This window comes from Candidatus Nitrotoga sp. M5, assembly GCF_927904885.1.
Taxonomy (GTDB): Bacteria; Pseudomonadota; Gammaproteobacteria; order Burkholderiales; family Gallionellaceae; genus Nitrotoga.
Map to the genome: position 1 here is coordinate 18858 of NZ_CAKMNW010000065.1, position 13143 is coordinate 32000.

A 13143-nucleotide genomic window follows, 5' to 3' on the forward strand; every position below is an offset into this window, starting at 1 on the left:
CTAACTCCTAAGATTAGATACGACGCTTTTTTGGCGGGCGGCAGCCATTGTGCGGAACTGGGGTAATATCAGAAATACTGGTAATTTTAAAGCCAGCCGCGTTCAAAGCACGCACAGCTGATTCACGACCAGGACCGGGGCCTTTAATGCGAACCTCAAGATTCTTTACACCACATTCTTGGGCTGATTTACTGGCTGTCTCACCAGCAATTTGCGCTGCAAATGGGGTACTCTTACGCGAGCCTTTAAAGCCATTGCTACCACTAGTAGACCAAGCCAAGGCATTCCCTTGACGGTCTGTAATTGTCACAATAGTATTATTAAACGAAGCATGAACGTGGGCAATGCCCTCAGCTACGTTCTTCTTTACTTTCTTGCGAACTCGCGTTTTTGTTTTAGCCATGCTCAAATCCTCTCGAAAATTACTTCTTGGCGCCGGCAACAGACTTGCGCGGACCCTTGCGAGTACGTGCATTAGTGCGTGTACGCTGACCACGCACTGGTAAACCACGGCGATGACGTAACCCGCGATAGCAGCCCAAGTCCATCAACCTCTTTATATTCATCGAGATTTCTCGACGCAAATCACCTTCCACAGTAAATTTTGCGACTTCATCGCGTAATTTATCCATTTCTGCGTCTGCGAGATCTTTAATCTTGGTGGCAGCATTAACTCCGACAGTTGCGCAAATTTTACGCGCCCGAGTGTTACCGACACCATAGATCGCAGTCAAAGCGATAACAGTATGTTGGTGATTTGGAATATTTACCCCTGCAATACGAGCCATGCAACTACCCTATCGTTTAAAAAAGGCATTAAAAATTACCATTTGAGAGAGAGACTTACCTCACCCTCAATTAGCCCTGGCGTTGCTTGTGGCGTGCATCACTACTACAAATCACGCGCACAACCCCTTTACGCCGTATTATTTTACAATTACGACAAACTTTTTTTACTGATGCTTGAACTTTCATTTCTTTCTCCTCAGCACTAAACACTACAACTACTTGGCGCGGAACGTAATGCGCCCTTTGGTCAAGTCATAAGGCGTCAGTTCAACCGTAACTTTATCCCCGGGCAAAATACGGATATAGTGCATACGCATTTTACCGGAGATATGACCTAATACAATATGGCCATTTTCTAGTTTAACTCGAAATGTTGCATTAGGAAGAGATTCTACAACCTCTCCCTGCATTTGCATTGCATCTTCTTTGGCCATCAGCGAATCAACCCACCTTTAAAGTTTGCTTTCTTTAACAAGTTTTCATACTGATGCGTCATCAAATATGATTGAACTTGTGCCATAAAATCCATGGTCACCACAACCATAATTAACAACGATGTACCACCGAAGTAGAATGGAACATTCCACTTTACAACAAGAAACTCTGGCAAAAGGCAAACCAAAGTTACATACACAGCGCCCACTAAAGTCAAGCGTAGCATAATACTTTCAATATAACGGGCAGTAAAATCACCTGGACGAATTCCGGGTAAAAATGCGCCACTCTTTTTCAGATTCTCTGCCGTTTCTTTTGGATTAAAGACCAATGCCGTATAAAAGAAACAGAAGAAAATTATAGCAGTAGCATAAAGAATTACATATATCGGCTGACCGGGTGACAGCATATCACTGACATCCTTCAGCCAAGTAAACCCTTGTCCGCTAGCAGACCAGCCAGCTAAAGTAGCTGGAAATAAAATTATACTTGAAGCAAAAATCGGTGGAATAACGCCAGCCATATTAACCTTCAATGGTAAATGTGAGCTTTGACCCCCGTAAACTTTATTACCTACTTGACGCTTAGCGTAATTAACAAGAATTTTTCGCTGGCCTCGTTCAACAAAAACCACTAACGCTGTTATACCAATTGCACCAAAAAACAACAATAAAACTAATGGTATAGAGAAAGCACCGGTACGGGCCAACTCAAGGGTACTACCAATTGCTGTAGGTAATCCAGCAGCAATCCCAGCAAAAATAATCAGAGAGATACCATTCCCTAAGCCGCGTTCAGTAATTTGCTCACCCAACCACATTAAAAACATTGTGCCCGACACTAAAGTAATAACCGTAGTCATCTGAAACATCATACCAGGATGTAACACTAGACCTGCTTGAGACTGAAGTGCCACAGACATTCCGAAGGCCTGAAACAAAGCTAACATCAACGTGCCATAGCGAGTGTACTGAGTAATCTTACGTCGACCAGACTCACCCTCTTTCTTCAGCTGCTCTAGATGCGGGACCGCATGAGTGGCCAGCTGCATGATAATTGATGCAGATATATATGGCATAATGCCAAGAGCAAGTATCGTAAAGCGTGAAAGCGCACCGCCAGAGAACATGTTAAACATGCCGAGTATGCCGCTTTTTTGAGAATCAAATAAATCGGCCAATACAACTGGATCTATACCCGGAACAGGAATATGCGCACCTATACGGTAAACAACTAATGCTCCCAACAAAAACCATAAACGACGTCCTAGATCGCCAAATTTTCCGTTTTTGGAACGACTTTTAGCAACCGCATCCACTGAACCAACCATTAATCTGTGATGCTACCGCCAGCAGCTTGTACTGCAGCAAGCGCACCTTTGCTAAGTAACAATCCCTGTAGTTTAACTGAACGCTTGATCTCGCCTGACAACACCACCTTGGCGACAAGTGCTGTAGCAGGAACAATTCCAGCCTGCTTCAATGCCAGTAAATCAATATTATCTACCGCTATTTTTTCCAAGTCAGACAAACGCACTTGAGCACAGTTAAACCGTGTCAAGGATACAAAACCACGCTTCGGTAACCGGCGTTGTAGCGGCATTTGACCACCTTCGAAACCAACTTTGTGAAAACCACCAGACCGAGACTTTTGACCTTTATGACCACGACCGCAAGTTTTACCCAGACCGCAACCTATACCACGACCAACGCGACGTCTAGCATGCGCGGAGCCTACAGCAGGTTTAATTTTATTTAGTTGCATTTATGCCTCGCATTTAACCAAGTAATAAACCTTATTAATCATTCCACGTACAGCCGGCGTATCTTCGACCAAGACCGTATGATTCAGCCGTCGCAAACCTAACCCACGTACACACGCACGATGAGATGATTTGGTTCCGATCACGCTTTTGACTAGCTTTACGCTAACCATCCCATTAATTGCTTTTTTTTCTAGTATAGACTGTGACATTTCCTTACCCCTGAAGATCTTCTATGCTAATTCCACGTTTAGCAGCAATTTCAGATGGAGAATTAACAGACTGCAATCCATTCAGAGTTGCACGTACAACATTATATGGATTACTAGAGCCAATGCATTTTGCCAATACGTTATGCACGCCCACGGCCTCAAACACAGCACGCATTGCGCCACCCGCTATAATTCCCGTACCTTCCGATGCTGGTTGCATGTATACCTTAGCAGCGCCGTGTCGCCCAATCACAGTATGATGTAACGTACCTTTGTTTAAATTAACATTAACCATTTTCTTACGTGCTTCTTCCATCGATTTTTGCACAGCGACCGGCACTTCTTTTGACTTACCCTTACCCATACCAATGCGACCGTCACCATCGCCCACTACGGTTAGCGCAGCAAACCCCATGATGCGTCCGCCCTTCACAACCTTAGTCACACGATTAATTGAAATCATCTTCTCAATAAGACCATCACCACGATCTTCAGATTGCTGCATTCTTCCCTGTGCTTTAGCCATCATTCACCTCAAGTTAAAACTTCAAGCCATGCTCACGTGCCGAAGCTGCAAGCGCTTTTACGCGGCCATGATATTTATAACCAGACCGATCAAAAGCCACTTCGGCAATACCAGCACCCTTAGCTCTTTCAGCGATACGCTTACCCACAAGAATGGCAGCAGCTATATTACCTCCATTCGAAAACTCCTTACGGACTTCAACCTCTAACGTAGAAGCACTCACTAATATTTTACCTCCACAAGCAGAAATTACTTGAGCATAAATATGCAAATTACTACGTCGAATCGATAATCTAACAGATTTCTGATCAGCAATTCTTGCTCGAGTTTTACGTGCCCTGCGCTGACGCGCATCATTCTTGATAAACATAATCCGCCTCAATTATTTTTTCTTAGTTTCTTTCAACTTCACCACCTCTTCAGCATACCTAACTCCTTTACCTTTGTAAGGCTCAGGTCTGCGGAATGCACGAATTTCAGCGGCGACTTGTCCGACTTGTTGCTTACTTGAGCTCTTCAATACAACTTCTGTTTGAGTCGGCGTTGAAACCGCCACACCATCAGGCACTTTATAGGCCACAGGATGAGAAAAACCAAGAGACAAATTAAGAGTATCACCAGAAGCCTGCGCCCGATACCCGACTCCGACCAATGATAATTTGCGTTCGAAGCCCTTGGACACTCCCAGAACATTATTAGCAATAAGCGCTCGTATTGTTCCGGACATAGCGACTGCTTTTGCAGACTCATTAGTAGCCTTGCATAGCAACTCTTGACCCTCCTGCGTCACAAGAACTTCATGACACAGCACTTGTTTCATTGTCCCCAACGGACCCTTAACAGAAACTTCATTTAAACCAAGCGTCACTTCGACACCAGCAGGCAATACAATTGGATTTTTAGCGACTCTAGACATAATTACCTCGTTACGCGACTATGCACAAAACTTCGCCACCGATACCGTTAGCGCGTGCTTTGCGGTCAGTCATCAACCCTTTTGAGGTAGAAACAATAGCAATACCCAAGCCATTCATAACCTTTGGTATATCATCGCAGCCTTTGTACATACGCAATCCAGGACGACTAACGCGCTGAATTTTTTCGATTACAGGACGACCTGCATAGTATTTCAGCCCAATTTCGAGCGTAGGCTTACTGCCTTCACTAGAAACATTATATTCATCTACATAACCCTCATCCTGCAGCACCCTGGCAATCGCCACCTTTAATTTAGAAGAAGGCATTTTTACATTAATTTTATCCGCCATTTGCGCATTTCTTATTCGCGTCAACATGTCAGAAATCGGATCACTCATGCTCATAAATTCACCTCTACCAGCTTGCCTTAATTACGCCAGGTACCTCACCACGCATTATAAATTCGCGTAACTTAATACGACCCAGACCGAACTTGCTAAATACTCCACGTGGACGACCAGTTAACGAACAACGGTTTCGCAAACGTACAGGACTCGAATTTCGAGGGAGCGCCTGCAACTTCAGCCGGGCTATATGCCTATCTTCATCACTTAATTTTGCATTTGCGATTATCGCCAGTAAGTCAGAGCGTTTATCGGAATATTTCTTTACAATATCGCGACGCTTTTTTTCACGATTAATGACAGCAGCTTTAGCCATTTTACCCTCAATTCTTCAATGGAAATTTGAAAGCCAACAGGAGCGCACGCGCTTCATCATCGGTTTTCGCACTAGTAGTAATTGTTATATTCATGCCACGTAACGCATCAATTTTGTCATACTCAATCTCGGGAAAGATTATTTGCTCCTTGACACCCATATTGTAATTTCCACGGCCATCAAACGCCTTACCAGACATTCCACGAAAATCACGTATCCGTGGTATAGCAACTGTTACCAATCGATCTAGAAATTCATACATGCGTGACTTACGCAAAGTCACCTTACAGCCAACAGGATAATCTTCACGGATTTTAAAGCCTGCGATTGATTTTTTAGATTTGGTAACAACTGGCTTTTGACCACTAATCTTCTGCATATCACCAACAGCATGATCCATGACCTTTTTATCTGCCACAGCCTCACCCACACCCATGTTAAGTGTGATTTTTTCAATGCGAGGAACCTCCATTACGGATTTGTAACTAAATTGCTTCATAAGATCCGGCGCTACCGTACCTTTGTAAAAATCATATAGACGAGCCATGCCATTCCTCCCTTACGCGTCAATCACTTCGCCACTAGATTTAAAGACGCGCATTTTGCGACCATCTTCCAACGTTTTCACACCTACACGATCAGCCTTTTTTGAAGTCGAATTATAAATTGCGACATTGGAGGCGTGTATCGACATTTCCATAGGAACAATGCCACCAGACATGCCCTTTACAGGATTAGGCTTCTGATGCTTTTTAACCATGTTAACGCCACTAACCAGCACACGGTCATCAAGAACACGCAGCACATTACCGCGACTCCCTTTGTCTTTACCAGCAATGACAATCACATCATCATTCTTTTTTATCTTGCGCATGACTCTTCCTTAGGATGCATTACATCGTACCTTACAACACCCTCTGACCTTAAAGCACTTCAGGGGCTAGGGACACGATTTTCATAAACCGCTCAGTTCTTAATTCACGTGTAACCGGCCCGAAAATTCTAGTGCCGATTGGCTCGAGCTTTGCATTTAGCAAAACCGCTGCATTTCCGTCAAATTTTATCAAAGACCCGTCTGGACGACGAACGCCCTTCGCAGTACGAACTACGACAGCACTGTAAACTTCACCTTTTTTTACTCGTGAACGCGGCGCAGCATCTTTTACACTAATCTTAATTACATCCCCAATTGCGGCATATCGGCGCTTGGATCCACCCAATACCTTTATGCACATAACGGAGCGAGCGCCAGTATTGTCAGCCACGCTCAAAACAGATTGCATTTGAATCATTATTTATACTCCAACTTTATCCGACACAATGGCGGCCAGTCTTGGGACCCGTAAGGGTTAGGTAGCCGCAAATCAGAGCAGCGGGGATACGAAGCCTGACAGTATGCGTGTGATTATCAATTATTGCAAGCACTAAATGCAAAAACTATTGTTTACAGAAGACTAGGCAGCTTGAGATTTTTCAGCCAGCTTTGTCACACGCCAACTTTTTGTCTTAGCCAAAGGACGGCACTCTTCTATGGAAACCAAATCACCCTGATGATATTCATTGTTCTCGTCATGTGCATGGTATTTTTTTGATACACGTAGTACCTTACCCAACAGAGCGTGTTTAATTTTTCGTTCTACGAGCACGGTAATAGTTTTATCCATCTTATCACTTACAACAATGCCAATCAGCGTACGCTTTAATTTAGTTGCACTCATTGTTGAGCACCTTTTTCAGTCAATATAGTTTTCACGCGAGCAATGTCACGACGAACTTTGAGAAGTAGACTATTATTATTCAACTGCTGAGTTGCAACCTGCATTCGCAAGCCGAATTGCGCTTTGGTTAGGGACAGCAATTCCAGATCTAGATCTGTTATGGATTTCATTCTTAATTCATTCACCTTCATTATTATGCCCCTACCTGTCTAATTACGAACGTTGTAGCAATTGGTAACTTAGCAGAAGCCAAACGGAAAGCTTCACGTGCTATCAACTCCTCAACGCCATCCATTTCGTACAGCATCTTTCCAGGTTGAATTTCAGCAACATAATATTCCGGATTACCCTTACCGTTACCCATACGAACTTCAGCAGGCTTTTGAGATATCGGCTTATCCGGGAAAATTCGAATCCATATACGACCACCTCGTTTAATGTGGCGCGTCATAGCGCGCCTGGCTGCTTCTATTTGACGTGCCGTTATGCGACCACGTGCAACAGCTTTGAGACCAAACTCTCCAAAACTAACCTTATTGCCACGTGTAGCTATACCAGTATTACGCCCTTTTTGCTCTTTGCGGAACTTTCTTCTAGCTGGCTGCAACATGTTTTGACCCCGGCTTTCTTACTCTCTTTTCAGGCGTAGAAGTTATAGGCGCGGAAATCTCTTCCACCCCAGCTTGATCACCCTTATAAACCCACACTTTGACACCAATAATACCATAAGTTGTTTTTGCCTCTGCGGTACCGTAATCAACATTAGCACGAAGAGTATGCAAAGGGACACGACCTTCACGATACCACTCTGAACGCGCTATTTCGATTCCATTTAGGCGTCCAGCACTCATAATTTTGACACCCTGTGCACCTAGGCGCATAGCATTCTGCATAGCTCGCTTCATAGCACGACGAAACATAATGCGCTTCTCCAACTGCGAAGTTATACTTTCAGCAATTAGCTGAGCATCAATTTCCGGCTTTCGAACTTCCTCAATGTTTAGAGCAACATCGGGCAACCCCATTCGCTTCCTGAGCTCAGTACGCAGAGCTTCAATATCCTCACCCTTTTTACCAATCACAACACCAGGACGAGCAGTATAAATTGTTATTTTTGCGTTTTTAGCTGGTCGCTCAATGACAATTTTAGAGACACCAGCTCCGAATAGTCTCTTCTTTAAGTATTCGCGAACCTCAATATCCTTTAGCAGCATTCCAGCGAAATTTTTACTGTCAGCATACCACTTAGAAGTCCAGTTTTTCTGCACGCTCAATCGGAATCCGATTGGATGAATTTTCTGTCCCATATCTGCTTTAGCTCCCGACGATAATCGTAATGTGACAGGTCTGCTTCTCGATACTATTGCCTCGCCCTTTTGCACGAGCTGACGTCCTCTTCAGTGAGGCTGCTTTATCCACATAGATTGTGGCAACCCTTAGATCATCTATATCGGCTCCATCATTATGCTCAGCATTCGCGATAGCAGACTCCAAACCTTTTTTAATAATTACAGCTGCTTTTTTAGGACTAAAAGAAAGAGTATTTAAAGCCCTACTTACTGATAAACCACGAATTTGATCCGCCACTAAACGGCCCTTCTGAGCCGATATGCGCACACCCTTCACCACTGCGACTGTGTTCATAACATCTCCTTATTTTTTTCTGACTACAGCCTTTTTATCAGCAGCATGCCCTTTGAAAGGGCGAGTCAACGAGAATTCGCCAAGTTTATGACCCACCATGTTCTCAGAGATGTACACAGGCACATGTTGCTTACCATTATGCACAGCAATAGTCAGACCGATAAATTCCGGCAACACAGTAGAACGACGCGACCAAGTTTTCACTGGTCGTTTATCGTTGGTGGCGCGTACCGCCTCGACTTTCTTTACTAAGTAAGCATCGACGAATGGACCTTTTTTAATGGAACGTGCCATAATTTTTACCCTTTATTCTGAAAGCGGCGGCGAACTATCATGCCACTAGTGCGCTTGTTGCGACGCGTACGAAAACCTTTGGCAGGCACCCCCCATGGACTAACAGGATTACGACCAGCAGCAGTTTTTCCTTCACCACCTCCATGAGGATGGTCTACCGGATTCATAACTACACCTCGTACCGTAGGCCGCACACCTCGCCAACGCATCGCACCAGCTTTACCAACAGACCTTAAACTGTGCTCAGCATTACCAACCTCACCCATAGTAGCCTTACAGTCCACATGCACCTTACGAATTTCTCCGGAGCGTAACCGCAATTGTGCATAACCTCCTTCACGCGCTAACAGCTGCACTGATGTGCCAGCCGAGCGAGCCAATTGCGCCCCCTTGCCTGGCAACATTTCTATGCAGTGTATAGTTGAACCCACTGGTATATTGCGCAAAGGCAATGCGTTGCCTGCCTTAATTGGCGCCTCTGACCCACTCACCAATTGAGCACCAGCTTTCACCCCCTTCGGAGCGATAATGTAACGACGTTCACCATCCGTATAGCACAAGAGTGCCAAGTGCGCACTACGGTTTGGGTCATATTCCAAGTGCTCGACTGTTGCTGAAACACCATCTTTATCCCGCTTAAAATCAACAATTCGATAGTTTTTTTTGTGTCCACCACCCATATGACGGACCGTGATATGCCCATTATGATTACGACCCGCAGTTCTATTCTTTTTTTCGACTAGCGGAGCATGAGGCTTACCCTTGTACAGGTCACTATTTACCACCCGCACTACAGCTCGCCGCCCAGGAGAACTTGGTTTAAGTTTGATCAGCGCCATAATTACCCTTGCTCACTCTCTGAAAAATTTATCTTCTGACCGGGCGCGAGGCATACATACGCCTTCTTCCAATCTTTACGTCGGCCCATGAACTTCCCGAAGCGCTTTTGCTTACCCTTTACAAGAGTAACCTGCACATTCACGACACCCACCTTAAACATCAACTCGACCGCAGCTTTAATCTCTGGTTTCGTAGAAGTTGTATCAACACGAAAAATTACTTGCTCATGTGCATCAGACACATAGGTTGCTTTTTCAGATATAACAGGAGCTTGCAGCACATTCATCAAACGTTCTTGGCTGAATTTCATATTACTCATGCCAACACCTCCTCAATTTTTCTTACAGCATCGAGCGTAACTAGTGTCTTAGGGAAATGAACTAAGCTCACCGGATCTACCTGATGAGCCTCCAAAATGACTACGTTTGGCAAATTTCGCGAAGACAGATATAAATTATCATCAAGACTATCAACAATCACCAGCACTCGCCCTGAATCAAAACCCATATTCAGCATCATCTGCGCAAAGAGCTTAGTCTTAGGCGCGTCTAACGCCAGCTTGCCAACAACGGTTAAACGATTTTCACGCAGCAATTGCGAAAAAATAGAAGCCAAACCAGCACGATACATTTTTCGATTAATCTTCTGAGTAAAATTTTCTTTCGAAGTATTCGGAAATATATTACCACCACCCCGCCACAACGGGCTGGACGCCATACCCGCACGCGCACGGCCAGTACCTTTTTGAGCCCATGGTTTACGCGTACTCTTTGCAATTTCACTGCGATCTTTTTGCTTGCTATTTCCAAAACGAGCATTTGCCTGATACGCAACAACAAGCTGGTGAATCAACGCCTCATTGTATTCGCGTCCAAACAACTCTTCTGAGGCAGAAACAGTCTCGCTGGCCAATCCATTACCGTCAATAACTTTAAGCTCCATCATTCACCCACCTTTATTGCCGGACGAACCATCACATCCCCGCCCTTTGAGCCTGGAACTGACCCCATGATCAACAACAGCTGACGATCTACATCAATACGGACTATCTTAAGGTTTTGAACGGTACGACGCACATCTCCAAGATGGCCGCACATACGCTTTCCTGGGAATACGCGACCAGGATCTTGCGCCATACCAATAGAACCTGGCACATTATGAGACAATGAATTACCGTGAGTAGCACGACCCGACCTAAAATGATAACGCTTGATTACACCACTGAAACCCTTACCAAGTGTAGAACCAGTTACGTCAACTTTTTGACCAACCTTAAACATATCTACGCTCAGCGCGCCACCCGCTTGCAAACCACTCAATTCACCAGGAGTAGCCACAAATTCCTTTTGAACGCTTCCCGCAATCACGGCAGCCTTTGCGAAATGTCCTGCTGCAGACTTGTTAACTCGGCTTGCGCGACGCTCACCAAACGCAACTTGAACTGCGCTGTAACCATCAACAGCAATGGATTTAATCTGGGTAATGCGATTATTAGACACGTCCAACACCGTCACCGGAAGAGATACTCCTTCATCGGTAAAAATGCGGGTCATGCCAATCTTTCGACCGACAAGTCCTAAACTCATTCTTATATCCTTCTTAAGGGGCTGACTACAATTGGCCAACCGATTTAAACCCTACAAATTCAGCAATTACTGCAACTTGATTACAACATCGACACCCGCGGGAAGATCTAATTTCATTAGTGCATCAACAGTTTTTTCGGTTGGATCAACAATATCTAACATACGAAGATGGGTTCGAATTTCAAACTGGTCGCGCGAAGTCTTATTTACGTGAGGTGACCGCAAAACGTCGAAACGCTCAATTTTAGTAGGAAGGGGAATCGGACCTTTTACGACCGCACCAGTGCGCTTCGCAGTATCTACAATTCGAGATGCAGACTGATCAATCAGCCGATAATCAAATGCCTTCAGACGGATACGAATGTTCTGACTTTTCATAATTTTTTACTCTACTTTTTAGTAGTTACTACCGCATGTGCGGGTTAACAAGCTATTATACAGCATTATATTATTTTACAGCGCGCAATATTATTCAATTACCTTAGCCACCACACCAGCGCCAACGGTCCGGCCACCTTCACGTATCGCGAATCGAAGCCCCTCTTCCATCGCTATCGGGGCAATCAAATTGACCGTCACCGACACATTGTCTCCTGGCATTACCATTTCAGTTCCCGATGGCAATTCAACTGCACCCGTTACGTCGGTTGTGCGGAAGTAAAATTGCGGACGGTAACCTTGAAAGAACGGCGTATGGCGACCACCCTCATCTTTACTGAGAACGTAAATCTCGGCCGTGAATTTGGTATGCGGCGTAATGGAACCAGGCTTAGCCAAAACTTGACCGCGCTCAACATCCTCACGCTTGGTACCACGCAACAATATACCTACGTTATCACCCGCCTGCCCCTGATCAAGCAACTTGCGGAACATTTCTACGCCCGTACATATGGTTTTAACAGTGGGCTTAAGACCGATAATTTCAATTTCCTCACCCACTTTAACGACACCACGCTCCACCCGGCCAGTCACAACTGTGCCACGACCAGATATGGAAAAAACGTCTTCGACAGGCATCAGGAAGGTACCATCCATGACACGCATTGGCTGACTTATATGAGAATCTAGCGCCTCTGCCAAACGTATAATGGATGGCTCACCAATCTCGGATTGATCACCCTGCAAAGCTTTGAGCGCACTACCAATAATGATAGGGGTATCATCACCAGGAAAATCATACTTAGACAGCAGCTCACGCACCTCCATCTCCACCAGCTCCAGCAGCTCTGGATCATCAACCATGTCTGCCTTGTTCATATAGACAATGATGTAAGGCACGCCCACTTGTCGCGCCAAAAGGATATGCTCCCGTGTTTGCGGCATAGGACCGTCCGCAGCAGACACAACCAATATTGCGCCATCCATCTGCGCCGCACCGGTAATCATGTTCTTAATGTAATCCGCGTGACCTGGACAGTCCACATGCGCGTAGTGCCGAGTTTCTGTCTCATACTCAACGTGAGAGGTGTTAATGGTGATGCCGCGCGCCTTTTCTTCAGGCGCCGCGTCAATCTGGTCGTAACCTTTCGCCACCCCGCCAAATTTCTTTGACAGCACTGTAGTTATTGCTGCAGTCAGGGTTGTTTTGCCATGATCAACGTGACCAATTGTGCCTACATTTATGTGCGGCTTGGTACGATCAAATTTACTCTTTGCCATGATTTAAATTTCCTTGATTATTTGACAGTTTATGAGCCAC

Annotated in this window: 27 protein-coding genes; all 27 read right to left on the reverse strand. The window is 45.0% G+C overall.

The genetic code is table 11. The features are described 5' to 3' along the window. Positions 1-13: 13 nt before the first annotated feature. Positions 14-403, reverse strand: a complete 390-nt coding sequence (gene rpsK / locus MJ770_RS11970) for a 30S ribosomal protein S11 (RefSeq protein WP_239254538.1) — start codon at positions 401-403, stop codon at positions 14-16. A gap of 19 nt (positions 404-422) precedes the next feature. Next, a complete protein-coding gene (gene rpsM / locus MJ770_RS11975; RefSeq protein ID WP_239254548.1) occupies positions 423-788 on the reverse strand; it encodes a 30S ribosomal protein S13 in 366 nt (121 codons plus the stop codon). 70 nt (positions 789-858) lie between these two features. Beyond that, positions 859-975 (reverse strand): 50S ribosomal protein L36, encoded by a 117-nt coding sequence (gene rpmJ / locus MJ770_RS11980; protein ID WP_239254555.1) that lies wholly within the window; start codon positions 973-975, stop codon positions 859-861. A 29-nt stretch (positions 976-1004) separates the two neighbouring features. Then, positions 1005-1223 carry a translation initiation factor IF-1 gene (gene infA, locus MJ770_RS11985; protein ID WP_173054602.1) on the reverse strand — a complete coding sequence of 73 codons (219 nt, stop codon included), beginning with the start codon at positions 1221-1223 and terminating at the stop codon, positions 1005-1007. Next, positions 1223-2554, reverse strand: a complete 1332-nt coding sequence (secY, locus tag MJ770_RS11990; RefSeq protein ID WP_239254557.1) for a preprotein translocase subunit SecY — start codon at positions 2552-2554, stop codon at positions 1223-1225. The genes infA and secY overlap by 1 nt, the downstream gene beginning before the upstream one ends. Continuing rightward, positions 2554-2988 (reverse strand): 50S ribosomal protein L15, encoded by a 435-nt coding sequence (gene rplO / locus MJ770_RS11995; protein ID WP_239254559.1) that lies wholly within the window; start codon positions 2986-2988, stop codon positions 2554-2556. Before rplO ends, secY begins: the two co-directional genes overlap by 1 nt. Beyond that, entirely contained in the window at positions 2989-3159 is a 171-nt protein-coding gene (gene rpmD / locus MJ770_RS12000; RefSeq protein WP_239254733.1) for a 50S ribosomal protein L30, read from the reverse strand. A gap of 43 nt (positions 3160-3202) precedes the next feature. Next, positions 3203-3703, reverse strand: coding sequence for a 30S ribosomal protein S5 (gene rpsE / locus MJ770_RS12005; protein ID WP_445083158.1), 501 nt, complete (start codon positions 3701-3703; stop codon positions 3203-3205). Between the two features lie 34 nt (positions 3704-3737). Beyond that, the gene (gene rplR, locus MJ770_RS12010; protein ID WP_239254570.1) at positions 3738-4094 is read right to left on the reverse strand and encodes a 50S ribosomal protein L18; all 357 of its coding nucleotides are present in this window, start codon (positions 4092-4094) and stop codon (positions 3738-3740) included. Positions 4095-4106: 12 nt separating this feature from the next. Further along, entirely contained in the window at positions 4107-4640 is a 534-nt protein-coding gene (gene rplF, locus MJ770_RS12015) for a 50S ribosomal protein L6 (protein ID WP_239254572.1), read from the reverse strand. A gap of 10 nt (positions 4641-4650) precedes the next feature. Further along, entirely contained in the window at positions 4651-5046 is a 396-nt protein-coding gene (gene rpsH, locus MJ770_RS12020; protein WP_239254584.1) for a 30S ribosomal protein S8, read from the reverse strand. Between the two features lie 10 nt (positions 5047-5056). Then, entirely contained in the window at positions 5057-5362 is a 306-nt protein-coding gene (gene rpsN, locus MJ770_RS12025) for a 30S ribosomal protein S14 (RefSeq protein ID WP_239254590.1), read from the reverse strand. Between the two features lie 7 nt (positions 5363-5369). Beyond that, positions 5370-5909 (reverse strand): 50S ribosomal protein L5, encoded by a 540-nt coding sequence (gene rplE, locus MJ770_RS12030; RefSeq protein WP_239254602.1) that lies wholly within the window; start codon positions 5907-5909, stop codon positions 5370-5372. Positions 5910-5921: 12 nt separating this feature from the next. Continuing rightward, on the reverse strand, positions 5922-6236 hold the full coding sequence (gene rplX, locus MJ770_RS12035; protein WP_239254623.1) for a 50S ribosomal protein L24: 315 nt from the start codon (positions 6234-6236) through the stop codon (positions 5922-5924). A gap of 49 nt (positions 6237-6285) precedes the next feature. Then, a complete protein-coding gene (rplN, locus tag MJ770_RS12040) occupies positions 6286-6654 on the reverse strand; it encodes a 50S ribosomal protein L14 (RefSeq protein ID WP_239254627.1) in 369 nt (122 codons plus the stop codon). Positions 6655-6816: 162 nt separating this feature from the next. After that, the gene (gene rpsQ / locus MJ770_RS12045; protein WP_239254637.1) at positions 6817-7080 is read right to left on the reverse strand and encodes a 30S ribosomal protein S17; all 264 of its coding nucleotides are present in this window, start codon (positions 7078-7080) and stop codon (positions 6817-6819) included. Next, complete coding sequence (rpmC, locus tag MJ770_RS12050; RefSeq protein ID WP_239254639.1) at positions 7077-7271, reverse strand: 50S ribosomal protein L29; 195 nt, start codon at positions 7269-7271, stop codon at positions 7077-7079. Before rpmC ends, rpsQ begins: the two co-directional genes overlap by 4 nt. A 2-nt stretch (positions 7272-7273) precedes the next feature. Next, positions 7274-7690, reverse strand: coding sequence for a 50S ribosomal protein L16 (gene rplP, locus MJ770_RS12055; protein WP_239254649.1), 417 nt, complete (start codon positions 7688-7690; stop codon positions 7274-7276). Next, positions 7674-8387: a 30S ribosomal protein S3 gene (rpsC, locus tag MJ770_RS12060; RefSeq protein WP_239254651.1), complete on the reverse strand. Its 714-nt coding sequence runs from the start codon at positions 8385-8387 to the stop codon at positions 7674-7676. Before rpsC ends, rplP begins: the two co-directional genes overlap by 17 nt. Before the next feature lie 7 nt (positions 8388-8394). Then, the gene (gene rplV / locus MJ770_RS12065; protein WP_239254661.1) at positions 8395-8724 is read right to left on the reverse strand and encodes a 50S ribosomal protein L22; all 330 of its coding nucleotides are present in this window, start codon (positions 8722-8724) and stop codon (positions 8395-8397) included. A 9-nt stretch (positions 8725-8733) separates the two neighbouring features. Next, positions 8734-9018 (reverse strand): 30S ribosomal protein S19, encoded by a 285-nt coding sequence (rpsS, locus tag MJ770_RS12070; protein ID WP_239254665.1) that lies wholly within the window; start codon positions 9016-9018, stop codon positions 8734-8736. A gap of 5 nt (positions 9019-9023) precedes the next feature. Then, positions 9024-9857 carry a 50S ribosomal protein L2 gene (gene rplB / locus MJ770_RS12075; RefSeq protein WP_239254673.1) on the reverse strand — a complete coding sequence of 278 codons (834 nt, stop codon included), beginning with the start codon at positions 9855-9857 and terminating at the stop codon, positions 9024-9026. Positions 9858-9859: 2 nt separating this feature from the next. Further along, complete coding sequence (gene rplW / locus MJ770_RS12080; protein WP_239254674.1) at positions 9860-10177, reverse strand: 50S ribosomal protein L23; 318 nt, start codon at positions 10175-10177, stop codon at positions 9860-9862. After that, positions 10174-10800, reverse strand: coding sequence for a 50S ribosomal protein L4 (gene rplD / locus MJ770_RS12085; protein WP_239254744.1), 627 nt, complete (start codon positions 10798-10800; stop codon positions 10174-10176). Before rplD ends, rplW begins: the two co-directional genes overlap by 4 nt. Continuing rightward, positions 10800-11444, reverse strand: coding sequence for a 50S ribosomal protein L3 (gene rplC / locus MJ770_RS12090; RefSeq protein WP_239254675.1), 645 nt, complete (start codon positions 11442-11444; stop codon positions 10800-10802). The genes rplD and rplC overlap by 1 nt, the downstream gene beginning before the upstream one ends. A gap of 66 nt (positions 11445-11510) precedes the next feature. After that, the gene (gene rpsJ, locus MJ770_RS12095; protein ID WP_239254676.1) at positions 11511-11822 is read right to left on the reverse strand and encodes a 30S ribosomal protein S10; all 312 of its coding nucleotides are present in this window, start codon (positions 11820-11822) and stop codon (positions 11511-11513) included. Between the two features lie 90 nt (positions 11823-11912). Then, the gene (gene tuf, locus MJ770_RS12100) at positions 11913-13103 is read right to left on the reverse strand and encodes an elongation factor Tu (RefSeq protein ID WP_239254677.1); all 1191 of its coding nucleotides are present in this window, start codon (positions 13101-13103) and stop codon (positions 11913-11915) included. Positions 13104-13143 lie beyond the last annotated feature (40 nt).

Bases quoted from the DNA above. Each gene is read 5' to 3' on its own strand.
- rplE (WP_239254602.1), bottom strand. From the start codon at position 5,909: ATGGCTCGTCTATATGATTTTTACAAAGGTACGGTAGCGCCGGATCTT.
- rplO (WP_239254559.1), bottom strand. From the start codon at position 2,988: ATGCAACTAAATAAAATTAAACCTGCTGTAGGCTCCGCGCATGCTAGA.
- rpsQ (WP_239254637.1), bottom strand. From the start codon at position 7,080: ATGAGTGCAACTAAATTAAAGCGTACGCTGATTGGCATTGTTGTAAGT.
- rpmD (WP_239254733.1), bottom strand. From the start codon at position 3,159: ATGGTTAGCGTAAAGCTAGTCAAAAGCGTGATCGGAACCAAATCATCT.
- secY (WP_239254557.1), bottom strand. From the start codon at position 2,554: ATGGTTGGTTCAGTGGATGCGGTTGCTAAAAGTCGTTCCAAAAACGGA.
- rpsC (WP_239254651.1), bottom strand. From the start codon at position 8,387: ATGGGACAGAAAATTCATCCAATCGGATTCCGATTGAGCGTGCAGAAA.
- rplC (WP_239254675.1), bottom strand. From the start codon at position 11,444: ATGAGTTTAGGACTTGTCGGTCGAAAGATTGGCATGACCCGCATTTTT.
- rpsH (WP_239254584.1), bottom strand. From the start codon at position 5,046: ATGAGCATGAGTGATCCGATTTCTGACATGTTGACGCGAATAAGAAAT.
- infA (WP_173054602.1), bottom strand. From the start codon at position 1,223: ATGGCCAAAGAAGATGCAATGCAAATGCAGGGAGAGGTTGTAGAATCT.
- rplP (WP_239254649.1), bottom strand. From the start codon at position 7,690: ATGTTGCAGCCAGCTAGAAGAAAGTTCCGCAAAGAGCAAAAAGGGCGT.
- rplX (WP_239254623.1), bottom strand. From the start codon at position 6,236: ATGCGCAAGATAAAAAAGAATGATGATGTGATTGTCATTGCTGGTAAA.
- rpsM (WP_239254548.1), bottom strand. From the start codon at position 788: ATGGCTCGTATTGCAGGGGTAAATATTCCAAATCACCAACATACTGTT.
- rpsS (WP_239254665.1), bottom strand. From the start codon at position 9,018: ATGGCACGTTCCATTAAAAAAGGTCCATTCGTCGATGCTTACTTAGTA.
- rpmJ (WP_239254555.1), bottom strand. From the start codon at position 975: ATGAAAGTTCAAGCATCAGTAAAAAAAGTTTGTCGTAATTGTAAAATA.
- rpsK (WP_239254538.1), bottom strand. From the start codon at position 403: ATGGCTAAAACAAAAACGCGAGTTCGCAAGAAAGTAAAGAAGAACGTA.
- rpsE (WP_445083158.1), bottom strand. From the start codon at position 3,703: ATGCAGCAATCTGAAGATCGTGGTGATGGTCTTATTGAGAAGATGATT.
- rpsN (WP_239254590.1), bottom strand. From the start codon at position 5,362: ATGGCTAAAGCTGCTGTCATTAATCGTGAAAAAAAGCGTCGCGATATT.
- rplN (WP_239254627.1), bottom strand. From the start codon at position 6,654: ATGATTCAAATGCAATCTGTTTTGAGCGTGGCTGACAATACTGGCGCT.
- rpmC (WP_239254639.1), bottom strand. From the start codon at position 7,271: ATGAAGGTGAATGAATTAAGAATGAAATCCATAACAGATCTAGATCTG.
- rpsJ (WP_239254676.1), bottom strand. From the start codon at position 11,822: ATGAAAAGTCAGAACATTCGTATCCGTCTGAAGGCATTTGATTATCGG.
- rplF (WP_239254572.1), bottom strand. From the start codon at position 4,640: ATGTCTAGAGTCGCTAAAAATCCAATTGTATTGCCTGCTGGTGTCGAA.
- rplR (WP_239254570.1), bottom strand. From the start codon at position 4,094: ATGTTTATCAAGAATGATGCGCGTCAGCGCAGGGCACGTAAAACTCGA.
- rplW (WP_239254674.1), bottom strand. From the start codon at position 10,177: ATGAGTAATATGAAATTCAGCCAAGAACGTTTGATGAATGTGCTGCAA.
- rplV (WP_239254661.1), bottom strand. From the start codon at position 8,724: ATGAACACAGTCGCAGTGGTGAAGGGTGTGCGCATATCGGCTCAGAAG.
- rplD (WP_239254744.1), bottom strand. From the start codon at position 10,800: ATGGAGCTTAAAGTTATTGACGGTAATGGATTGGCCAGCGAGACTGTT.
- tuf (WP_239254677.1), bottom strand. From the start codon at position 13,103: ATGGCAAAGAGTAAATTTGATCGTACCAAGCCGCACATAAATGTAGGC.
- rplB (WP_239254673.1), bottom strand. From the start codon at position 9,857: ATGGCGCTGATCAAACTTAAACCAAGTTCTCCTGGGCGGCGAGCTGTA.